Genomic DNA, 21,950 nt, shown 5'->3' on the forward strand with positions numbered 1-21,950 from the left:
CGACGTTGAATATACAACATGATATTTCAAGCTAATCAGTAAAAAAAAAATTGAAAAAATTCGGGCAGATGATTTGTGCGATGAAAGGGAAAAAAGTATAACTATGAAGTATCTTTGCTATCGAAAATCGACGGGTGGTATATTAAGATGAGACCGGCGGGATTCGAACCCGCCACCTACTGCTTAGAAGGCAGTTGCTCTATCCAAATGAGCTACGATCTCTTGGACGCGCAGTTTTCACTGCGAATATGTTATATATATACAATAGGAACGAAAAAAAGTCAACCTATCGTGCAAACGCATCAGACTGTTTCTAGTAGCCCCGCAAAATAATTGGGGCTGTTCAACCAGAGTAACGCCAAGGAATTGCCATCCGTGTCAATTCCTTGGCTGCCGGTTTTTTCAAAAACCTATTTCTGTTTATCACCTCTGCCATCCTTGACAGTTCTGACTGCGGTTCAAATGGTCTCACAGTCCCAATTATTTTGCGCTTTTGCTCTACTCTACCTGATGCATTTGCCCTGCTACTGAAAAAACTGTGCAAAATTTTCTTCAAAATTTTGCACAAAAAAGATCTAAGTGCTTACATATTTCTGATGAAGTTACCCTGCCCAATCTGCTGCATCGGCAGCTCAAGAAATATTTTAGAGAATCTTTCAAAATTATTTAATTAAAAATCATTCCGAATATTTGACTTCTTGCCGTAAATATACTATTTTGTGTGCATGAAAATGAAAACATTATATTTATGCATTGCTTTTGGTTTCCTTGCGCTTGGCTGTTCCGCTAAGCAAACACAATCCGCTGCTTCGGCAACGATGTCGGATTCTGAGGCGCGGAAAACTGCTTCTGCGGCAGCGCAGAGTTCTGCAAATCAACAGACCTCTACCGATCCTGTTGCAGCGCTCAGTTCGCTCGGGTTTTATGTGTATGACCAGCCGATCGATCTGCCTATAACCGCGCCGATACCTGCGCTTACGGGTGATCCTGTCAAAGTGAGTGATTTTACCGGTAACATCACGCTCCTCAATTTTTGGGCGACATGGTGCCCGCCCTGCCGTGCGGAAATGCCTTCCATCGAGCGCCTATACAAAAAGATGAGCGGCACAAACTTCCGGATTGTTGCCGTCAATGCCGGTGAGCATCGCACACAAGTTTCGTCCTTTATCGAAAAAAATAAGTATACATTTCCCATCTATTTGGATGAATCAAATGCGGTATCGTCCATCTTTGCGGCACGCGGGCTCCCTTCTACCTACCTCGTTAATAAAGAGGGAAAAGTTATTGCCGCGCGTATCGGTGCGATGGAATATGACCAAGCGGAATTGATAAAACTGCTCAAGGAATTAGCCGATGGGTAGTGCGTCTCTTCCCGGTTTATTCGGGGCGTTTTTTGCAGGACTGCTTTCGTTTTTGAGCCCCTGCGTCCTGCCGCTCATTCCTGTGTATCTCTCGTTTATTTCAGGTGAGTCATTGACGGAAATTCGAGAAGGCGGCAGCGGTCGTATGCGCCTTTTCCTGCGCAGTGTCAGCTTTGTACTTGGGTTTACGGTGGTATTTGTGCTGCTCGCTATTCTCTTCGGGACAGGCGCTCGTTTTATCGGCAGTTCCGCCCCCCGCGTCATTATGCGGATTGCTGGAGCCATTGTCATAATTCTCGGCCTTAACATGCTTTTCGATTTTATTCCGTTTTTACGCGGGGAGATAAAAGCACAAGCGCCAAACACTGCTGCGAGTTTTTCAAAGGCGTTTGTATTCGGGATGTTGTTTGCCGCCGGATGGAGTCCCTGTATCGGGCCGATTTTATCGTCCATCCTTCTGTTTGCCGCTCAGTCGGGGAATGCCGTAAAAGCAGCCTTTCTGCTTGGCGTATATTCGCTCGGCCTTGGCATTCCGTTTTTGTTGGTCGGGCTGTTTTTTGATAAAACGGAACCGTTACTGCGTTGGTTTAAACAACATGCACGCGGCGTAAAGATAACGGCAGGCATCCTCATTATCTTTTTCGGAATTCTGATGGTAACCGCCGGTTTGGCCAGCATTACCGCCTTCTTTACCAAGATAGGCTATGCATTGGAAGACTACGCGCAGACGGGAACTCCCCCGTTCAGTTCTATTGCAGGCGCTCTTGCCCGATGGCTACAATTCCAAGGAGTGTAGGAATATAGGAAAGCCACCGGAAACCGGCTTTTTAGATTGCGTTATTCTTTACGGATTTTTTTGTAAAGGCGTGCGCAATCTAAAAATTCCTGTAAATATGTTGGGAGCATAATCTTTTTATTCCATACAAGATACAGGTCGCGGTATCGATGCGGGATATTTTCAAGTGAAAAAGAAAGCAGCTCGCCGCGGCTTATCATATCATCAACTGCGATTTTTGAAATAAACGAGGTTCCAACCCCTTGCATAACAAGCCGCTTAATCACTTCGATGTTATTAATTGTAGTAATAATATGGAGCGATTCGATAGAAATATGCGCGGCGGTGAGTATCAAATCCATATTCTGTTTTACGGCGGAACCGGTTTCCCGTACGATGAGCGGTTCTTGCGCAAGCCGCTTTATATCCGGCCGTATCTGCTGCAGAGCCCGATAATAGGGGATATTGGGCGTAATAAAGACAAACTCATCTTGATAAATCGGATAGAACTCGCAGTTTTCATCATCAGTTTTCATACCGACAATACCGGCATCTACCTTTCGTGCGGAAATCCGTTTGATAGTCTCATAACTGTTTTGCTCTTCAACTTGAATGAGCGTATTGGGATGGTTGTTTTTGAAGCGGCTTAACACAAAGGGAAGGATATATCCCGTAGGAATGGTAGACGCACCGAGCCGTAGAATTTTTCGATTGGGATTGATAAACCGATCAATAAGCGATGAACGCTGCTGCAATAAATCCTTGGCTTCGCGATAGAGCAGCGTTCCTTCTTCTGTAATTTTCAGCTCCCGTGTCGAGCGGATAAAGAGCGGGCTGTCAAGTTCTTCTTCAAGCTGTTTGATGTGGAGACTTACCGTCGGCTGGGAAATATTCAATTCTTCGGCCGCCGCAGAAAAACTCAAATTTTCTACAAGCTTTACAAATACCTCAAGATGTTTAAATTCCATAGTTAGTCCTCAAAACGGTAGTAGGAAAATCGTAAAAAGGGATCCGCTCATATTTCGGGCATTTTAAGAACGTTGCAATTACTGACCTCTCGGCGCCTTTGCGGGATCGAGCGGTTTATTGTTCTTGTATACCATAAAATAAAGCCGCGGGGTACCGGTAAGCGAATCTGAGGCAAGGGTACCAAGTTTTTGACCGACGGTAATATGCGCACCTGCTTGCGGAAGTATCTGCGCCAGCCCCCCGTATACATAGACATACTTTGTTTTTGACTGAATAAAGATAACCTGCCCGTACCCTCGGTGCGGTCCCATCGAAATAACGCGTCCCGAAGCGATAGCTTGTACGGAAGCGTTTGCCGTCGAATCGATAGCGACACCATAGAGCTTTCCCGAAAGGTACGAAATATCGGAGATGGGAACAGGCCACAGAAGCTTTTTGTCGATTGCTTTTTTTGTATATGAACGCGGATCTTCCCATGAAGCTTGAGGATTTTGCTGCGCTGCCCCTGTATTCTTAGGAGCTGCAGCAACGGCAGTTTTTTCTCGTTCCGGTACAATCAATATTTTTCCGACTTTTAAGACGGCAGAATCGGAAAGACTGTTCGCCTTCCGTAGCGCGTCAACGGTAACGGAGAATTTTTTTGCAATGCTGTAAAGGGTGTCGCCCTTTTGTATCGTGTATGTTTCGGGGATGTAAATTTTCTGCCCAACCGTAATTTTACCTGCATCACTGATGTTATTCCGTTCCAAGAGAATAGCAACCGGCACCGAATATTTGCGGCTTAACGCATAGAGCGTTTCGCCTTTTTCCAATATATGCAGGGTATCAGCTCCGGAGACTGAATAAACGGCAAGAGAAAAAATAAAAATACAGACGGAATAACGATGCTTAGACATATTCGTCTATAAGTATCGGCTCATTATGCAAAAAACATAATATCGCAGTTGAGGGCAACCGCATCAGACTGTTTTAAAATAACCCCGCAGAATAATGAAGGCCGTTCAACCAGAGTTGAACCACTTCGCGGTTCAAATGGTTGTCCAACCTCCATTATTCTGCGATTTTTATCCATTTGTCTGGTGCGGTTGCCCGTTCTCTAAAAAACTACACGAAATTTTAGAAAAATTTCGTGTAACAAGGAGGTAATCGATTGAAATATTATCAGTGCGGTTAGCCCGCACTAGACATTTAGAGGGTGTTTCATTATTATCGTAACGATTATCAATTTAAGTTATAGGAGTATCTTATGGAAAATTTAATCGGAACAAAGATTATCGATTTTACTTTGCCTGCCTACTGCAAGGGAAAGTTTACTACGGTATCGACTGAGTCATTATTAGGTAATTGGTCCGTGTTTATGTTTTATCCCGCAGATTTTACGTTTGTGTGTCCGACCGAATTGGCCGATTTGGGTAAGCTGTATCCGGAATTTCAGGAAATCGGATGCAAGGTATTTTCCGTTTCTACCGATAGCGAGTTTGTGCATAAGGCATGGGCAGATGCAAGTGCGACAATCAGTACTCTGCCGTATGAAATGATTGCCGATAAAGCGGGTGTTTTTGCTGCTTCCTTGGGTATCCTTGTACCTGAAACATGGGTTGCTCTCCGCGGTTCCTTTGTTGTTGACCCTGACGGTATCATCAAAGCATACGAAGTGCACGATAACAGCATCGGACGCGATGCCTCCGAATTGCTGCGTAAGGTTCAAGCCGCCCAGTTTACTGCAGCGCACGGCGATCAGGTATGTCCTGCAAAATGGCACCCCGGCGAAAATACCCTGTATCCTTCAATTGACTTAGTCGGAAAAATCTAAGGAAGTGCTGATTAAAGAAAAGCTGTTACCGGCAAACGGGGCTGTTCCGAAAATAACCAACTTTTGAGACATCCCCATGCCTATTTTTTTAAAAGCTTCGAAAACGTTGCTTTAAGCTTTGCAAGCACCGATGGCGTTTGATCCTTTGCCGTTTTCTCTAATGCAAGGAAATCCCGTGCGGCATCATCAAGACTGAAATCGTTGCCGTTCTTTTGTTTGAGCCTATCCCAATGCTTGACAATCCAAACATAGATATCACTCTTCGTCCGATTTTTAAAATCGGAAAGCAGCTTATATTTATCTATCACGGCGATAACCGGAAGATACACCGTTTTAAACCATGAAATCAGCGCATCATTAAAATCGATTTCGGTATGCTGCTGCTCGTTCATATAATACTTATGGACAAGAATATGATTATAGATGACATCGTAGCGACCGGTTGCGGTAAAGTCCAAATCCCAGTAATCGGTCAGATCGCCGAAACTCGTTTCGTTGTAAAACACCCGTTTTTCGTAACTGATAACCGCCGCAAGCAGCGTGTCCAGCCTAACATCAGGCGGCAGCTGCATCTCGCTTTGCAGCGAGATCACTTCAGCATCGATAAACGCAACGCCCTGCATCTTTGCCACCGACACACGATGATTCCCGTCCCGGACAAAATACAATCCGCCGAGCTCATACAGTTGAATGGGCGGCAACACGATATCGGACAAATGAGCTTGATCGACATTAACCCACCGTTGTTTCAATTCATTTGAACGGGGGAGAAAATGATTGTCAAAATCGTTATAGCGCCCCTCACTGCCGACAATCTTTTTGATCGGAACTGTTTTAAGCCCGACATACACCTCATTCTTAGGTTTTAAAATCTTTTTTACGTCGTTCAACGAAAGAAGCCGTTTTTTATCGGGATGCATGACATTCTGCATCTCATTGATCCATGCCTTATTGCGCGCTTTGGAAAAATCTTCTTGTGCCTGAAATCTGAAAGCATCCGACTGCATAATACTAAATTATGGTAGTAAATAAAAAACAGACTGTCAAGTTAAACCACCAAAGTCTCTGCTACCCATGTGTTAGGTGTGTCCTCATCTATTCCATCTCCGAATACCGCGCCTGCATCAAGGAATGTACCTCCCTGTACATTCCTTGATAGCAAGTTTCGGTACGACCGAAACTTGCTGCTGTTTGGAACCACCGCCATCCATGGCGGTTCTGTGAGTATTTGTATTTCAGGCTGAAAATTTGCTTCCAGCTCTTGCTGCGTAATTCCGCACAACGCAGCATAGTCACGATCAAGCGAAATATCGCGGAGATTATTCAAGTCGCTAAAGATACTGACCTTGCTAAACTTTGTTACACCGGTTAGGAATACAAAACGGAGATATTGATCGCAGGATTTAAACACACCGTAAAAACCTTTCAGAATGCGGCGATATGTTTCGTTTAATGCTTCATCGGTATTCATTGTTTCCAAAAGCGGCTTGTCATACTCATCAACTAATACGACGACCTGTTTACCGGTTTTCTCGTAGATACGCTGAATCAGGTCTTTTAACCGACTGTCAGGGGCATCCTCTCTCCGCTCAACCGTAAAAGTTTTCTCCCAATCGCGGAGGTGTGCGTTCAAAATATCCAGCAATGCCTGTTCATCGGTATACGCTTTCGCATTAAAATCCAAATACAGCACCGGATACTTCTGACACAGTTCCCGCTGCCCCGCTTCGGCATTTTCAAGTTTTTCTATTGCAAGACCGCTAAACAGCTCTTTTTGACCGAGAAAGTACGCTTTTAATGTGGAGAGCAAAAGGCTTTTCCCAAACCGGCGCGGACGGCTTAAAAAATATACCTTACTGGTATGGGCAAGCCGAAATATACAATCAGTTTTATCAATATAAAGAAAATTTTTTTCCCGTAAATCTTCAAAGCTTTGTATGCCTATCGGCAAGTTCCGTGTAACATCCATGTAACCAATATAGCAAAGATAGAGAGTTTCTGCGATTTTCTTCTTTTGATATTCTAAAAATACGTCCGTTCTATCACCACCTGATAGACTGATTATGCTATTAGTATAGTCGTTGGGACAATTAACAACCCCGGCGCGGCATGTGAGCATTAACCATCCGCACGAATCACTGAAGGGGAAGCGAGGGGAACTATGCAGACGGATATAATAAGATTTATCGATGATGAAAGTAAGCAGGAATGTATGGCTGTAGCCGGGTATCTTTATAATCTATGTTCGAATAGTAAACATCTGGATAAGTATAAATCATTACTGATATTATTACAGGCACTCATTGTGCGTCTAAAAAAAGAAACACAAGCTGAAACAATTGTGCAAGCATTTATTCAAAAAGGGATAAAGGAAAAACAGCTAACGGTATTTACGCCGGGAAAAAATTACAATCATCCGTTTGAATACGGGAGTAAATTGGATGTAAATTTTAAAGAAGATACGAAAATCGCTGCAGCTGTTGACAATTTTACGACCGATTCCATTTTTACGATAAATCTTTGCCGTTGTGTTTTTATGCAGAGAGAAAACCTTGCTAAAATTATCGCACTTATTTTCTTTTCCGCCAAGATAAATAACAATGATACATATATCATTCCTCAGAGAATAAATGTTTCAGCACGGATAACCAAGATACTTAATGATATAACTCCTGTTGAATTTCTATTTGATACCTTACATCTTTCACACCAAGAAGCGGTATTGCTTACGGCAGTATATAGAACACAGACAATCTATGAACTCTATAATTTTTATGATGATGTGTTATATCAAAACACAGAAAATAAAATGACGATATATGCAAAATGTATTAATACGTCTTTACAAGCAATAAGAATCTTATTTGAGAATGATAAAAAGCTTATTTCATTCGGGTTAATGAATAAGTACGATTACGGTTGTATTGAAAACGAAAGTATTTATTGTATTTACAATAAAAATTTTGATGCGTTTTTTTCCGGCACATTAAAAGAAGAAAAAGCAAACGCTGCCTTTAATCTCAATAGCTACGCTATAAAAAAAGAGCATTCAAGCTTGGCATTGCAATTTCTAAAAAGTAACTTTCCGTCAAATATTTTACTCTATGGAAGTCCCGGAGCCGGTAAAACGGAATTTGCAAAAACACTTGCAAAAGAAAGCGGACTGCGACTGTTTATGTTTAAAAATGAGCTGGATACCGATAGAGCATTGCAGCGCTTACATTGTATTCTTTCTATTCCTAAAAAGGATACACTGTTTGTTATTGACGAAGCTGAAAATATCTTAAAAACAATTGAGCCGCATTTTAGGATGTTTATGAGCACTACTGAAAAAGGGATTGTAAATAAGATGCTTGATAATAATGTCAATAAAGTTGTGTGGATTGTTAATTATACTGATCTTCTTGACATATCTACGTTGCGGCGTTTTACGTATTCAATTAAGTTTAACGAAATGCCGAAATCACTTTTGAAAAAAATCGCACAGTCAAAATTACAAAACAGCAACATAAGCGGCAAAATCTTACATACACTTGTCGATCTCTGCGACAATTACCGTATAACAGGTGCCTCAATCGATAATATGATTAAAGCGGTGAATAGTGTTCATTGCAGCAGTCAAACTGAAGAGCAAATCGTTATTGATGTAAAAAATACGCTTGAAGCAAATTCCGGACTTATATACGGTAGTTCCCATGCCGGCAGAAAAATACAAAAGACATACGATATTGGGGCGCTCAACACCTCTATCGAACCGGATGATATTATCACGATGATAAAAAATGCAGAAGCGTATTCTGAGTCTGTACAAACAGATGTTCCCGCCGGAATCCGTATGCTTTTTTATGGATTAAGCGGTACCGGAAAAACGGAATTTGCACGATATATTGCAAACTCTTTGGCTAAAGAGCTTATTCTAAAAAAAGCTTCCGATATATTAGGAAAATATGTCGGCGAAAGTGAACAGAATATTAAAGAGGCTTTTGAAGAAGCGGAAAGACAAGATGCGATACTGCTATTTGATGAGGCTGATTCATTTTTTACCAACCGTTTCAATGCAGAAAATACTTGGGAGCGGACAATGGTCAATGAATTTTTAATGCAGATAGAAGCCTTTAACGGTTTATTGATTTGCACTACCAATATGCGCAGCATCATGGATCCTGCATTGCAACGCCGCTTTCATATTATGGTTGAGTTTCAAGCCCTCTCTGCAAATGGAATAAAAACTTTGTTGATGAAATATTTTCATAATGTGTCATTTAATGCTGATCAAATAGAAAAGCTCAACCAATGGCAATCCGTTACTCCGGGGGATTTTAACGCGCTCTATGGAAAAGCACGGTTTATGCCGCAAGAAAAAATAACTTCCGAATATATTATTACTGAATTAGCACAGATGCAGCAAGAAAAAAACGGCGTACAAAAAATGATCGGATTTAGTATCAATGCATAACTGATAGATAATTTATGAAATATAAACGGAGGAAAAGTATGGAACACATATCTGCATTACGGCTTACCGCTGAAGAAGAAGCCAATTTGCAGCTGTTGAGAATAACAGATGGGATACTCATCGGAGTAACAAATAGAGACGACCTCACCGGAAGTCTTATATTACCGGACACTATTACCGAAATCGGGAGAAAAGCATTAAGCGGCTGTACGGGTTTAACAAGCATTACCATACCGGACAGCGTTACTCAAATCGGGTACGGCGCTTTTTTCCGCTGCATGAGCCTCACAAGTATTACCGTTCATTCCGATAATCCAGCCTATTGCACTCAAGAAAATATACTTTATACAAAAGATATGAAAACACTTTTACGGGCTGTTGCAACAGGATGTGTGGTCATACCTTATGGTGTAATTGAAATCAGCTATGGGGCTTTTTCCCGGTGTAGAGGTGTAACGAGTATTTCCATACCGGATAGCGTTATTAAAATCGCTATGGGAGCTTTTTGCTATTGCAGCAGTATAACACATATTATTATACCAAGCAGTGTTACTGATATCGGTATGGGACCTTTTGGTTATTGCACAAAGTTAACGGATATTCCCGTCGATAAAGCAAATCCAGTCTATTGTAGCAAAGATAATATGCTCTATACAAAAAACATGAAGACCCTTATACAAGCAACTCCCGTAAAGACTTTCATAATACCGGAGCACGTTACCGCAATAGGCGGTTATTGTCTTGCCGGTTGTACTGATGTAACCACTGTTATCATACCGGATGGGGTTATCGAAATTGGAGAAGGTGCATTTGACAGTTGTGAAAGATTAGACAATATAATCATAAAATCCGAGCGTTTAACGGAAATCGGATACGATGCTTTTTCGCATATTAAACACGATGCACGGTTTACCGTAAAAAACGAATCGATAAAAGCGCTGTTACAAACTTGCGGCAGCGATCTACAGAACGGACAAATTACCGTTAATTCGAATTTATAGGATAGAGAAAATATGGAACAGATATCTGCATTAAAACTTACCGCTGAAGAAGAATCAAATGTACAGTTGCTGGAAATAACAGACGGGATAGTTATCGGCGTAACAAATAGCGCCTACTTTACTGGAAGTCTTATATTACCGGATACAATTACGGAAATTGCTCATCACGCCTTTGAAGGCTGCAGCGGTCTCACACGTATTGTTATACCTGATAGTGTTACTAAAATCGGTGACTGGCTTTTCCGCGATTGTACCGATTTAAAAGAGGTTATTATTGGAAGCGGTATTTCAAAAATCGGTATTGGAGCTTTCTTTGATTGCACTCATTTAAGCACTATCACCATACCGCAGGGCATTATCGAAATAGGAAATCTCGCGTTTAAGAGCTGCAGCAGTTTAAAAACTATCAATATTCCGAGCAGCGTTCGTAAGATCGGCGAGTGGGCATTTGTCTGTTGTAGTGGTTTAACGGAATTGAATATCGAAAAAGGCGTTACCTCAATTGAATACAGAAGCTTTGTTTGCTGCACCGGTTTAACAAGCATTACCATACCGGACAGCGTTACTCAAATCGGTGAGGAAGCTTTTGGTGCATGCAGCCGCTTAGCAGCTATTAGAATTCCCGATAGCGTTACCGAAATCGGAAATAATGCCTTTTGTAATATTCAAAGCAACGCACAGTTTATCGTAGCAAGCAAGGCGGTAAAAAAACTACTAAAGCATTCTGACAGTTCTATACAAGATGAACACATTATCGTAACACACAGTAATATCGAACATTGTCAGTTGTAAATTTTCTACCTCTATCACTTCCTGATAGACTGACTATGCTATTAGTATAGTTAATTGGGACAATCACTGAAAATGTAGCGTATGTTCAATTTTAATTTTTAAGGAGAATCTCCGATGGAAATAGTTATTTGGTGCGGCAAATATGGGATTAATAATTGCGGACGTCATTATACAGCACCTGTTTTTGGCGTCAAACGGTTCGAAAAAGCGAAAAAGAATACAAATTGGTTTCAAAAACAAAATGATAAAAAAACATTCAGCGACTTCTTGAAAGACGCTATCGAAAAAAAATAATTTAGAACAGAGGAGAGAATCAGCAGGCAACTAAGATGCCCTATTATTGGTATTAAGTATGGTTCCTTAAAATTCACTAGCCGAATAAAATATCAATTTTAGAGGCTTCTGAATTGGTGCGCAGAATGCGCACATTTTAATAAGCGAGTTTGCGCTTGAGCAAACTCGACGGTTAACGAGGCAACCCTATTTGGTTGCCGAAGTTATACCTTGGTATATTTTGGCTCCTTCCCGATTTATCCGATTTATTTTATGTCGATAAAACAGACATTACATTTGCACAAAAATATGGTGATTGGCTACTATCTCAAGAAGACCATAGTAATGTATGGGAGAAATTAAAACAAAATGGTTATTTGCACTATTTACCGAAAAGGTACAGAGATGAGTATTGGAAATTACCAAGAGGCAGAGTCTCATATAATATATTACTTGGTAAATATTATGTATATCATGGCAATTGGTTCTTAATAAAACATGCAAAAATTATTGAGAAAAAATTTGAGCTTCCAGTCAATCATATCGTTTATGAAGAAGACGAACACTATTCGAACAATATCAGTTGTTAAAAAGATTTTTTTTACCTCTATCATCGCCTGATAGACTAACTATACTATTAGTATAGTCAGTTGAGACAATCATTGAAGGGAAAGCGCAGATTGAGAGCAATAGATACTATTTCATTGATCTTATGAAAAAAGTTTATTTTAAGCGGTACAAATGGTACCGCTTAAAAACACGGCGAGTTTGCTTTGCGCAAACATCGTAAATTGTATGTACGTTATCGCGTACGAATGCAATAGTCTCCAAAATTGATATTTTGTTCGACTGTTGCATTTTAAAGAAAGTTTAAAAAAAATATTTTCATGCTTGACTTTTGAGGGGGGGGGGGGGGGGGTATTATGGAAGAAATTTGATTGAATTGAAACGATGTTAACAAAATGACGGCTCATGTAAATTCAGCAAATGCTGTTTGTACAGGAACAACAAATAGGTTACACGTATTCAATTCGAAAAATAAATGCCAAAAGGAGATTATTATGGCACAGAAATTTTATTGCAAATGGTGTGGTACAAACTATTCAAGCGTTTCAAGTTTAACTTCCGGTCATTGTTCTCGTAATCCGGAAGGAAAATACCACGAGCTGTATGAAGGGGCTGAAAAAAGTCAGTATACCTGTAAGTTTTGTGGAGCGAAATATTCTTCATTATCAAGTTTGACAAGTGGTAACTGTAGCAAGAGCCCGTATAAGAAACACCATCCCGCGTTATAGAGAGAAATTGAGTGCTTTAAGATATAAGATAAGTCATCTAAAAAAATAGTGTGATGCTGTCTCCCACTATTTAAGTGAATTGAAGCTCTATGATTGACATGAGGTCAGCCTGTTTTCGACGACATCAAAACAGGCTGACCTCATACTATGTATAAAAGGAGTTGTATTATGAAACACAGATATATTTTACTTCTTAGTGCGCTTGTATTATTTACCGGCGCCGTAATAATGATCGGCTGTCCTGCCCACGTACAACCGCAAACCCAAAAGTACAAGGTAACGCTCAACTCCGGCAAGCACGGTTCGGTAACAGTAAATCCCGCACTCCCTGAGGACGGCATGGTTGAAGCGCATACGTGGCTTTCTTTTACCGCGCAACCTGACGAGGGGTATGAAGTTGATACATGGACGGGAGCAAACCGTAACTATCCCGATAATACGACAGCGACGCTTACGGTAATGGCAGACACGACCGTATCCGTCACATTTAAAAGGATAGGCTACAGTTCGGAAAAGCAGAAGTACAAGGTTACGCTTGTTCAACCCGAACACGGTACGGTAACGGTGAAACCTGCCTTATCTGAAGACGGAATGATTCCACAGCATACTCGTCTTACTTTTACTGTAACACCGGAACCCGGTTGGAAGGTGAACAAATGGACGGGGGCGGGTATATGGCAAGATAAGATAGGATACGATGTTGAGAACAATGAGGTACATCTTTCCGTAACCGAAGATGTAATCGTAAGCGTTACGATGATAGAAGAAGGGAAAGCCGATGCATCGCTTTTGAAAATCGATTCAACCGGCAGACTGACCGGTGTAACCAACAAATACAGACTAAAGGGAAGTCTAGCGCTTCCGAATACGGTTACCGCAATCGGCAGTGAAGCGTTTGCCGACTGTACCGATTTAACAAGCGTGATTATACCTGATAGCGTTACCTCAATCGGTTACAATGCTTTTTATCTGTGCACCGGCTTAACAGGCGTTACAATCGGAAATAATGTTACTGAAATTGATGAAAGCGCTTTTTCCGGCTGTCATAATTTAACGAGTATTACGGTACCGGATAGCGTTACTAAAATAGGAAACTTCGCTTTTTCTGGCTGTAAAAGCTTAACAAGTGTTACGATCGGAAAAGGCGTTACCAAAATAGACATGTCCGCTTTTTCCCGTTGCAATAAGATTGAGACACTCAACATTAATTGTAAAACGGTACCGTATCTCGGTATGACATCTCTTAAAGAGCTTACGCTCGACGATAATGTGAACGAAATCGGAGAGCAAGCATTTTACAGTTGTACCGATTTAACAAACGTTACCATACCGAACAGTGTTACAAAAATAGGAAACAAGGCGTTTCAAGGCTGTACCGGCTTAACGGATGTTATCATTCCTGATAGCGTTACGGAAATTGGTAAGGCTGCTTTTAAAGATTGCTCAAATATTACCGGTCTGACTATCGGCAAAGGGCTTACTACTATTCACGATGAAGATTATTATTCTAATGAATTTCCTTTTGACGGCTGTAATAAGATTGAGAAACTGAATATCAACTGTAAGACTGTCCCACGTCTTAACATCAAAAGTCTTAAAGAGGTTATTATCGGTGATAATGCTGCTATAATAAATGGATATTCTTTTTCCAATTATACCAGCTTAACAAACATCACTATCGGAAATAATGTTACAACGATCAGTGATAATGCATTTTCCGGCTGTACCGGCTTAACGGATGTTATCATTCCCGATAGCGTTACGGAAATCGGCGCGAGTGCTTTTGCCAGCTGTACTAAATTAGCAACTGTTAACATCGGAAATAACGTTACGACAATCAGTAATAATGCATTTTCCGGCTGTACCGGCTTAACAAGTGTTACCATACCAGATAGCGTTACGGAAATCGGACAAAGAACTTTTTCCGGCTGCACCGGATTAGCGACCATTACCATACCGGACAATGTAACTGAAATAGGATATGCGACTTTTGCTAGCTGTACCGGCTTAACAAGTATTAGTATACCGGATACTGTTACAAAAATAGGAAGCGAGGCGTTTAAAGGCTGCACCGGCTTAATCGGTATTACGATCGGCTCCGGTGTTACAAAAATCAATGATAATACTTTTTCAAACTGTACCGGCTTAACAAGTATTACTATACCGGATAGCGTTACAGAAATAGGAAGTAGAGCGTTTCAAGGCTGCACCGGCTTAACGGATGTTATCATACCTGATAGTGTTACCGATCTAGGAGATAGTGCTTTTAAAAACTGTTCAAATATTACCAGTTTGACTATCGGCAAAGGGCTTACTACTAATTATTATCTCTATCACACTCCTTTTGACGGTTGTAATAAGATTGAACACCTGAATATCAACTGTAAGATTCTCCCGCGTCTTAACATCAAAAGTCTTAAAGAGGTTATTATCGGTGATAATGTCAATACAATAAGTAAAGATGCTTTTTCCAACTGTACCGATTTAACAAACGTTACTATTGGCAATAACATTACTACAATCAGCGATAACGCATTTTCGGGCTGCACCAGCTTAACGGATGTTATCATACCTGATAGTGTTACGGAAATCGGCAAATCCGCTTTTAAGAATTGTTCAAGTATTACCAGTCTGACTATCGGCAAAGGGCTTACCACTATTCTATTAGAAGATGATTATCCCTATAAAAAAGCTCCTTTTGACGGCTGTAACAAGATTGAGAAACTAAGCATCAATTGCAATCCTATCCCAGCTCTTGGTTTTCTCCGTACAAGTCTTAAAGATGTTATTATCGGTGACAATGTTACCAAAATTGATGACTGGGCGTTTTCCGGCTGTGACAGTTTAGCAAATGTTACTATAGGCAATAGCGTTGTCTCTATTGGCAACAGTTCTTTTGAGAACTGTACGAGCTTAACAAGTCTGACCATCGGTGACAATATTACCGAAATTAGTAAGTATGCTTTTGTACTCTGTTCCAGCCTAACAAGCGCGAAGTTCGAGAATACGATGGGTTGGAAAGTGAGGGATGGTAGCTTTCAAATGAACATAGAACCAACGAATCTGCAAAATCATTCAACAGCTGCGAAGTATTTAAAATCCATGTATGTTAATTATCGCTGGACTAGAAACTAAAACGCCCGCCGCTTCCTTTTTAAGGGATTCCCTATCGGAAGCAGCAGCAAGGTGGTTACAGCCTTTTATTATCATATATCAATCCGCAAAAGGCGGGAGGAGGGAGAAAATGAACAAAATGGCAAAAAAGATCGATGAACAACTTTTACGGATTAACAATCTTCATTGGTTACCGTGGATAGGAAAGAACTATTCCGCAAGTCAGACAAAGCTGATGGTATTGGGAGAAAGCCATTACCTTTGCGCAGGCGACAGTCCTGATGAGTACGGCATCGATTTTACCCGCAGCTTTATCGGTATGCATCAAAACGGCGAGGAAGGAACAAACGTTATCCGCAATTTTGAAAAAACAGTATTGAATAGAGATTATGATGAAGAGCTGAGCAAAGAAGAAATGACGGCAATTTCTGACAGTTTTGTCTACCAAGTCATTATTCAGCGGCTCCTCACCGCAAGCAAAGAACGCCCCGACGATTCCGATTTTGAAGCCGGATGGCATATCATTTTAGAAACGATAAAAATACTCAAACCGAATACGGTTGTTTCATTGGGTGTAAAAGCCTTTGATGTATTAACCAATTTGGAATACGAGGGGCTTACTATTAAAAAAGAAAAATGGGGAGATGATAAAATCAACAATGCCTATCCTCGCTATTGCCGTATAGAGCTTGACGGGCATCCTATCGACATCATTTTCCTCCGTCATACCAGCGGAACGATGGGCGGTTACTATCCTCTCGAATGGCATAAATTCTTAAAAAAATATTTTGATGTCTCCCGATATTTGAGTGAATTGAAGTTATAAAAATAACCATAAGACACCGGAATCTGCAAAAACATTTTACGTTTTTTGCAGATTCCAAAATCTCCCCTTTCCTACTATAATACCACTATGAAACAGGATCGAAACCGTGCAATTACCCATCAAATGTTGGAACGTCTCACGTATATTCATAACCGGATAAAAGTAGGATGTTTCCCTAAGACATCCGAACTTGCAAAAGAACTGGAGTGCAGTGTTCCGACAATAAGCCGCGATATAACGTTTTTGCGGGATCGGTTTAATGCACCCATCGAATATAATGCGCAAAAGAAAGGATTTTATTACAGCGAAAAATATGAAATGCCGATCCAAAATATTTCGCAAAAAGATGTAACGGCGCTCGTTGCTGCAAAAACGCTGCTGCAGCAATATCAGGGAACGCCGATCTACAAAGAACTCGTTGCCGCAATTGATGTTATTACGTTTCCGCAAAGGCAAGGAACGGGAGCGTTTATTGACCGTATCGCCGTTCCGCCGATGCCCTATGCCATTATCGATGAAGCGGTATTTACTGCACTCTACCAAGCGATGATTCAAAACCGCACGATCGAATTTGATTACCGCGGCGTGTTGGATAGCGGGAAGGTACACCGGCGTATCCGTCCGTATCAGCTCCTTTTTGATGACGGACGATATTTTCTATTCGGCTATGCAGAGGAACGCCAAGCGGAACGGCTTTTTTATATTCCGCGTATTGAAAACCTTTGCATTACCGATGAGCTTTTTACACTGCCCGAAAATTACGACTTTATCTCCCACTGCGGCGGCGGAAGATTCGGCTCATTTATGGAACCGGAAACCGTTACCTACCGTATTGCATTCTACGGTGAATCGCGTCTCGCAATAAAAGATTCCGTATGGGCGGACGACCAAAAAATTACCGAATATGATGAAGAAGGGAAAACCGAAATAGTCTTTTCCGCGGCGCAAGGCTACCGGATATTGAAATGGGTCTTATCTCACGGCTCAAACGCACAGCCGCTTGAACCGGAGGAGTTTGTGCAAGACTGGGAAGCGGAAATACAGGCTATGGTGCGACGGATGCAATGAACGTGCGGAAATGCGCTGATTATATTTTCCGGCGCTTAAAACCTTCGACCCGTGCGCTTGCAGGACAATCGAGAGCGCTTCTGTCTCCGCGTTGCAGATAACGGTAGCCTACGCCGGCAATCATCGCGGCGTTATCCGTACAGAGCTTGAGCGGTGGGAAAATACACGTCAGGCCTTTTTGTTCGGCGAGTTTTTCGCGGAGCAGCGAATTCGCAGCGACTCCGCCGCCTGCGACAATCGTATGCAGTCCCGTGTCTTCAACCGCACGCAGCAGGGAGCGCAGTAATATCTTGACGGCCCTCGCTTGAAAGGCCGCCGCGATATTTTCGGGCGTTTTTTCATATCCGGGATTCCAGAATTGATCGATTTGATTGATGACCGCGGTTTTTAAGCCCGAATAGGACACGTCATACCGGCGGCCGGATTCGTGCAGTACCGGCATCGGGAAGTTCGCAGCCCTTGGGTCGCCGTTTTTTGCCAGCCGGTCGATAATTACGCCGCCCGGATAACCGAAATCGTAGAACTTTGCAACCTTATCGAATGCTTCGCCCGGTGCATCGTCGATCGTACTACCAAGCACTTCGATTGAATCAAAATCGTATACTTTACAGATAAGCGAATGTCCGCCCGACACTAAAAGACCAAGGTAGGGATAGGGAATGTCCTGCTCAAGATGCGCTGCGTACAGATGCCCGAGCATGTGGTTTACAGCAATAAAAGGTTTATTACATGCCCATGCGAGGGTTTTCGCAAAGGTAAGCCCTACCAACAGCGACCCCATCAGCCCCGGCCTATTGGTTACGGCGATACCGTCTATCGATTGCAAAGTTTCACCCGCTTCCTGCAAAGCGGTTTTAACAACCGGTAATATCCATTCGGTGTGCTTCCTGCTCGCAATCTCAGGCACCACACCCTTATACGCTTCGTGAAATGGTATTTGAGTCGCCACCACAGAGCTGATGATTTTATGTCCGTCCTCCACGACGGCGGCTGCCGTTTCATCGCAGGAGCTTTCTATTCCAAGTATCTTCATTCTATTATTCCTAGTGAAAATCCGTCTTCGATAAGTGCAGGATACATTTCGGTTAAAAGCTCTGCAAGCTCAACCGTAAAGACATGGCCGATCATGATGGCAGAACCTTTCTGTCTCGCAATGCTCAACCCTTTTTTAATTTGCGTTTCCATTGCAGCTCGGCTTTTATCGTTATCAATAAAAATTGCCCGTTCCCAGACAGCCATGTTTTTCTCCTTTGCAACCTTCGCAACGACTGACCGAGCGGTTGTCCGCGAATCCAAAAAGAATATATGCTTTTCCGCTACGACATCCAAGACCGCGCTCATCGCTGCCTCATCCGCCGTCATCAGCGAGCCTTCGTGATTATTCATCCCGGCTACCGGCCAAATCTCTTCGAGATTTTTTCTGACGATGTTTTTGATTTGCTCCGCAGAAAGTCCCGGCGTAACGGCGCCCGGTCCCGGATTAATATGCAGATCGACCGATTGCATCGGCTGGTGCAGAATAACCTGTTTGCCGGCTTTGCGTATCCGCCGCGCCGACTCGCTAGAGTACCGCAATCCGGGTAAAACTGCAATAGTACAGGGGAATGGCAGCCGCAAAAAGTATTCAAGCTGGTCGAGATTGTGCCCCGCATCGTCAAATACAAAGGTGAGGTTCCCTGCATAAGGAGCACGCTTGCGCGGCTTTTCCGGTTTTGCAGCAGGCTGCACCGGTTGCATTGTTTGCACGGTTTTTTTCTTATCGGGTACGGCAGGTTTTTCCGGTACGCTGTTTTTTTTCGATGCAGTATTTTTTTTATCAGGTGCAACGGATTTCTCCGGTACGGTATTCTTTTGCGGAGCCGCATGGACTGCCGGTTTTTCTTTCTTCGCAGTATCTTTCTGTGCGGCAGAAGAGGTATGGGATGCTGGCGCAGATGCAGCAGCAGGCGAATGCGGTGCCGGTTGTGCAGCCGGTGTTGTTTTTTTGGCAGCCGGCGCTTTCTCCTGTGATGACGCCGTTTTTTGCTGCGCTGCCGGTGTGTTTTGCCGTTTTTGCTGCACCGCGGAATCGGTATGCGGCTGTGTTTGTGCGGCAACCTGCGGCACGGTAACCGGCGGTGAAGGTTCTTGTGCTGCCGTAAGCGATTCATTCCGTTTTTGTTCGGTTGAGGGTGTATCCTGTTGTACTTGAGTTTGCGCCGTGCCGGTATCCTGTTTTAATGAATTTTTAAGATTAGGCACTAATTTTAACACTAAAACAAGATTAAAACCCAAAAGCAGAACGCACAATATCACCAACGCGGCAATAATATTTCCTATCGAACGCTTTTTTCGGGCAGTAGAACTACGTGATTTTTTCTTTGCTGTTGTACTGCTGCGGCTCTTGGTTTTTGACTGCCCCTTCGCCGCGGTTTTTTTCGGCGATGTTTTTTTGCTTGTTTTTCCTTTATCCTCTTTCTCGGGCATAGGCGAAAGCATAAAAACAGCGGGGGTTAATGTCAAGCGGTATTTGTGCAGAGAAACGTATCGCTCCCTTTTATTATGGAAAGGTATGAGATGGACAGAAATGAAATAAAAAATAATCGGGCAAGCCGGATTTGAACCGGCGACCCCAAGTCCCCCAGACTTGTACGCTAACCAACTGCGCTATTGCCCGTTTTGTTTCAATAACAAAGACAGATATTATCGATAAAGTTTCATTATGTCAATATGTCTTGTGCCGTGTTGGTATGTAACCATCGATTGACTTTTACCGTATTCCGTATATACTAGACACATTCGATAACTTCGTTGTCGAACAGGTTTACTAATATGTCTGTGAGGTTATATTATGAAAAAACATGTTGTAGGAATGTTAATCATTATTATCGGGTTACTCGTCTTGTTTGCTCCCTTCGGATTTGCTCATGTCTGTTTCCCTAAAGCTGACGGCGGTTTTATGAAGTGCCATTGGATGGGAGAAGCTGTCCGAATGCTCGGCGGTTTAATTGCCGCATTGGGCGTTGTGTTCTTACTGTTCAAGAGTTCCCGCATCGGTATCGCATTTTCCAATATCGGGCTCGGTGTTTGTCTGATATTATTGCAAACGGTTGTTATCGGTACCTGCAAGAATGTAGCCATGCCTTGTAACGTTTATACCAAACCCGTCATTTTACTGTTGGCAATCGTGCTGATAGCCATTAATGTCGGATATCTGTTCGTTAACAGAAAACGATAAATTTTGCCATTGGATTATTACGGTATGTTATTGCAAACAAAACAACTTTCCAGAACGTTTACCAGAAGCGGTTCCGATTTTTTTGCCGTTAAGGAGACCGATTTCACTATCGATTCTTCCGATTTTGTCTTTATTGTCGGCCGCTCCGGTTCGGGAAAAACGACGTTATTGAACCTCATTTCGGGCATTTTAGAGCCGACTTCCGGTACGATTTTATTTGAAGATAAAGACATTACGATGATGAGCGATACCGAAAAAAGCTATTACCGTAATGAGTCGATAGGGTTTGTTCCCCAATCTCTCGGCGCTTTGCCGAATCTTTCGGTGCTGGATAATGTGCGCGTACCGTTTTTTTTATTTGAACGGGACGGCGATACCGAAGGGCGGGCGCTGAGCTTATTGGAAGTGATGGGGATAGCGCACCTCAAAGATGAAATGCCGAAAAATCTTTCAGGCGGAGAATCAAAGCGGATGCTTATCGCGCGCGCCTTGATGAATGCTCCCAAGCTGCTCATCGCTGACGAACCGACGGCAAACCTCGATGCGGAAACGGCTGCCGGTGTCATGCAGGCGGTAAAAGATGTAAACAAGCTCGGAACTGCCGTTCTTATCGTAACGCATGATTCCAATATCTTGGATCCGAATTGTACAACTTACCGGATGGACGCCGGTACCCTTTCAGAAGCATAGATTTTCCATAATATTGCTTTCTTATGTGTCTTATGCTATAAATTAAGACTAAATGATAGTCTGTATACATAGACGCCTTATCAGCAAAGCTGATAATAAGTGTTTTTATAAATGATTACAGCAGTATTGTCAGATGTCCTTCCGATTAAAAACATATCGGTCAGGAAAAAACTCGATTCTTTGTAAAAATTTCTAAAAAAAGTGATTTTCAGCAATTTTTTTAAGCCAAAATCGCAATGACGATATATAACAAAGATAAGAAGCACTGCAGCGGGGCAAAACGTGTCGGAAGTTCGGAAG

18 protein-coding genes, 2 tRNA genes and 1 pseudogene are annotated in these 21,950 nt (G+C 42.3%); 13 read left to right on the forward strand and 8 right to left on the reverse strand.

From position 1 onward, the window contains the following. Nucleotides 1-148: 148 nt before the first annotated feature. Nucleotides 149-222: transfer RNA gene (locus GWP40_RS08115), tRNA-Arg, on the reverse strand. 509 nt (nt 223-731) lie between these two features. Between GWP40_RS08115 and GWP40_RS08120 the strand changes: the two genes are divergently transcribed. Continuing rightward, nucleotides 732-1,361 (forward strand): TlpA family protein disulfide reductase, encoded by a 630-nt coding sequence (locus GWP40_RS08120; protein ID WP_230974346.1) that lies wholly within the window; start codon nt 732-734, stop codon nt 1,359-1,361. Then, entirely contained in the window at nt 1,354-2,157 is an 804-nt protein-coding gene (locus tag GWP40_RS08125) for a cytochrome c biogenesis protein CcdA (RefSeq protein WP_212564924.1), read from the forward strand. The genes GWP40_RS08120 and GWP40_RS08125 overlap by 8 nt, the downstream gene beginning before the upstream one ends. Nucleotides 2,158-2,198: 41 nt before the next feature. Here GWP40_RS08125 and GWP40_RS08130 read toward each other — a convergent pair whose 3' ends face one another. Next, nucleotides 2,199-3,104, reverse strand: coding sequence for a selenium metabolism-associated LysR family transcriptional regulator (locus GWP40_RS08130; protein WP_212564925.1), 906 nt, complete (start codon nt 3,102-3,104; stop codon nt 2,199-2,201). 78 nt (nt 3,105-3,182) lie between these two features. After that, the gene (locus tag GWP40_RS08135; RefSeq protein ID WP_212564926.1) at nt 3,183-4,001 is read right to left on the reverse strand and encodes a M23 family metallopeptidase; all 819 of its coding nucleotides are present in this window, start codon (nt 3,999-4,001) and stop codon (nt 3,183-3,185) included. 350 nt (nt 4,002-4,351) lie between these two features. Here GWP40_RS08135 and GWP40_RS08140 point away from each other — a divergent pair, with 350 nt between their 5' ends. Then, on the forward strand, nt 4,352-4,918 hold the full coding sequence (locus tag GWP40_RS08140) for a redoxin domain-containing protein (RefSeq protein ID WP_212564927.1): 567 nt from the start codon (nt 4,352-4,354) through the stop codon (nt 4,916-4,918). Nucleotides 4,919-4,998: 80 nt separating this feature from the next. Here GWP40_RS08140 and GWP40_RS08145 read toward each other — a convergent pair whose 3' ends face one another. Further along, nucleotides 4,999-5,925: a transcriptional regulator gene (locus GWP40_RS08145; protein WP_212564928.1), complete on the reverse strand. Its 927-nt coding sequence runs from the start codon at nt 5,923-5,925 to the stop codon at nt 4,999-5,001. A 209-nt stretch (nt 5,926-6,134) separates the two neighbouring features. Then, nucleotides 6,135-6,887, reverse strand: a pseudogene (locus tag GWP40_RS08150) (ATP-binding protein); the annotation flags it as partial. 243 nt (nt 6,888-7,130) lie between these two features. Between GWP40_RS08150 and GWP40_RS08155 the strand changes: the two are divergent. From GWP40_RS08155 to GWP40_RS08190, 8 genes are all read left to right on the forward strand, one after another. Next, nucleotides 7,131-9,374, forward strand: a complete 2,244-nt coding sequence (locus tag GWP40_RS08155; protein WP_230974347.1) for an AAA family ATPase — start codon at nt 7,131-7,133, stop codon at nt 9,372-9,374. Between the two features lie 38 nt (nt 9,375-9,412). Continuing rightward, on the forward strand, nt 9,413-10,375 hold the full coding sequence (locus GWP40_RS08160) for a leucine-rich repeat domain-containing protein (RefSeq protein ID WP_212564930.1): 963 nt from the start codon (nt 9,413-9,415) through the stop codon (nt 10,373-10,375). Between the two features lie 12 nt (nt 10,376-10,387). Further along, nucleotides 10,388-11,167, forward strand: a complete 780-nt coding sequence (locus tag GWP40_RS08165) for a leucine-rich repeat domain-containing protein (protein ID WP_230974348.1) — start codon at nt 10,388-10,390, stop codon at nt 11,165-11,167. Between the two features lie 114 nt (nt 11,168-11,281). Then, the gene (locus tag GWP40_RS08170; RefSeq protein ID WP_212564931.1) at nt 11,282-11,461 is read left to right on the forward strand and encodes a hypothetical protein; all 180 of its coding nucleotides are present in this window, start codon (nt 11,282-11,284) and stop codon (nt 11,459-11,461) included. 194 nt (nt 11,462-11,655) lie between these two features. Next, nucleotides 11,656-12,030: a hypothetical protein gene (locus tag GWP40_RS08175; RefSeq protein WP_212564932.1), complete on the forward strand. Its 375-nt coding sequence runs from the start codon at nt 11,656-11,658 to the stop codon at nt 12,028-12,030. 873 nt (nt 12,031-12,903) lie between these two features. Then, on the forward strand, nt 12,904-15,870 hold the full coding sequence (locus tag GWP40_RS08180) for a leucine-rich repeat protein (RefSeq protein WP_212564933.1): 2,967 nt from the start codon (nt 12,904-12,906) through the stop codon (nt 15,868-15,870). Nucleotides 15,871-15,979: 109 nt separating this feature from the next. After that, entirely contained in the window at nt 15,980-16,675 is a 696-nt protein-coding gene (locus GWP40_RS08185) for a uracil-DNA glycosylase family protein (RefSeq protein WP_230974349.1), read from the forward strand. An 87-nt stretch (nt 16,676-16,762) separates the two neighbouring features. Then, on the forward strand, nt 16,763-17,743 hold the full coding sequence (locus GWP40_RS08190; protein WP_212564934.1) for a helix-turn-helix transcriptional regulator: 981 nt from the start codon (nt 16,763-16,765) through the stop codon (nt 17,741-17,743). A 19-nt stretch (nt 17,744-17,762) separates the two neighbouring features. Here the strand turns inward: GWP40_RS08190 and tsaD are convergent, their stop codons facing one another. The 3 genes from tsaD to GWP40_RS08205 form a co-directional block, all read right to left on the reverse strand. Next, the gene (gene tsaD, locus GWP40_RS08195) at nt 17,763-18,776 is read right to left on the reverse strand and encodes a tRNA (adenosine(37)-N6)-threonylcarbamoyltransferase complex transferase subunit TsaD (RefSeq protein WP_212564935.1); all 1,014 of its coding nucleotides are present in this window, start codon (nt 18,774-18,776) and stop codon (nt 17,763-17,765) included. Further along, the gene (locus GWP40_RS08200; RefSeq protein ID WP_230974350.1) at nt 18,773-20,209 is read right to left on the reverse strand and encodes a divergent polysaccharide deacetylase family protein; all 1,437 of its coding nucleotides are present in this window, start codon (nt 20,207-20,209) and stop codon (nt 18,773-18,775) included. Before GWP40_RS08200 ends, tsaD begins: the two co-directional genes overlap by 4 nt. A 116-nt stretch (nt 20,210-20,325) precedes the next feature. Continuing rightward, a tRNA-Pro gene (locus GWP40_RS08205) sits at nt 20,326-20,399 on the reverse strand. Nucleotides 20,400-20,573: 174 nt separating this feature from the next. Between GWP40_RS08205 and GWP40_RS08210 the strand changes: the two genes are divergently transcribed. Both GWP40_RS08210 and GWP40_RS08215 read left to right on the forward strand, forming a co-directional pair. Beyond that, nucleotides 20,574-20,960: a DUF4418 family protein gene (locus tag GWP40_RS08210; protein WP_212564937.1), complete on the forward strand. Its 387-nt coding sequence runs from the start codon at nt 20,574-20,576 to the stop codon at nt 20,958-20,960. A gap of 24 nt (nt 20,961-20,984) precedes the next feature. Next, nucleotides 20,985-21,650 (forward strand): ABC transporter ATP-binding protein, encoded by a 666-nt coding sequence (locus tag GWP40_RS08215; protein WP_212564938.1) that lies wholly within the window; start codon nt 20,985-20,987, stop codon nt 21,648-21,650. Nucleotides 21,651-21,950: the final 300 nt, after the last annotated feature.

It is taken from the genome of Treponema vincentii, assembly GCF_018336815.1.
In the GTDB taxonomy this organism is placed as follows: domain Bacteria; phylum Spirochaetota; class Spirochaetia; order Treponematales; family Treponemataceae; genus Treponema.

Excerpts from the sequence above, each read along its gene's own strand:
- GWP40_RS08120 (WP_230974346.1), top strand. The coding sequence starts at position 732 with ATGAAAACATTATATTTATGCATTGCTTTTGGTTTCCTTGCGCTTGGC.
- GWP40_RS08125 (WP_212564924.1), top strand. The coding sequence starts at position 1,354 with ATGGGTAGTGCGTCTCTTCCCGGTTTATTCGGGGCGTTTTTTGCAGGA.
- GWP40_RS08130 (WP_212564925.1), bottom strand. The coding sequence starts at position 3,104 with ATGGAATTTAAACATCTTGAGGTATTTGTAAAGCTTGTAGAAAATTTG.
- GWP40_RS08135 (WP_212564926.1), bottom strand. The coding sequence starts at position 4,001 with ATGTCTAAGCATCGTTATTCCGTCTGTATTTTTATTTTTTCTCTTGCC.
- GWP40_RS08140 (WP_212564927.1), top strand. The coding sequence starts at position 4,352 with ATGGAAAATTTAATCGGAACAAAGATTATCGATTTTACTTTGCCTGCC.
- GWP40_RS08145 (WP_212564928.1), bottom strand. The coding sequence starts at position 5,925 with ATGCAGTCGGATGCTTTCAGATTTCAGGCACAAGAAGATTTTTCCAAA.
- GWP40_RS08155 (WP_230974347.1), top strand. The coding sequence starts at position 7,131 with ATGGCTGTAGCCGGGTATCTTTATAATCTATGTTCGAATAGTAAACAT.
- GWP40_RS08160 (WP_212564930.1), top strand. The coding sequence starts at position 9,413 with ATGGAACACATATCTGCATTACGGCTTACCGCTGAAGAAGAAGCCAAT.
- GWP40_RS08165 (WP_230974348.1), top strand. The coding sequence starts at position 10,388 with ATGGAACAGATATCTGCATTAAAACTTACCGCTGAAGAAGAATCAAAT.
- GWP40_RS08170 (WP_212564931.1), top strand. The coding sequence starts at position 11,282 with ATGGAAATAGTTATTTGGTGCGGCAAATATGGGATTAATAATTGCGGA.
- GWP40_RS08180 (WP_212564933.1), top strand. The coding sequence starts at position 12,904 with ATGAAACACAGATATATTTTACTTCTTAGTGCGCTTGTATTATTTACC.
- GWP40_RS08185 (WP_230974349.1), top strand. The coding sequence starts at position 15,980 with ATGAACAAAATGGCAAAAAAGATCGATGAACAACTTTTACGGATTAAC.
- GWP40_RS08190 (WP_212564934.1), top strand. The coding sequence starts at position 16,763 with ATGAAACAGGATCGAAACCGTGCAATTACCCATCAAATGTTGGAACGT.
- tsaD (WP_212564935.1), bottom strand. The coding sequence starts at position 18,776 with ATGAAGATACTTGGAATAGAAAGCTCCTGCGATGAAACGGCAGCCGCC.
- GWP40_RS08200 (WP_230974350.1), bottom strand. The coding sequence starts at position 20,209 with ATGCCCGAGAAAGAGGATAAAGGAAAAACAAGCAAAAAAACATCGCCG.
- GWP40_RS08210 (WP_212564937.1), top strand. The coding sequence starts at position 20,574 with ATGAAAAAACATGTTGTAGGAATGTTAATCATTATTATCGGGTTACTC.
- GWP40_RS08215 (WP_212564938.1), top strand. The coding sequence starts at position 20,985 with ATGTTATTGCAAACAAAACAACTTTCCAGAACGTTTACCAGAAGCGGT.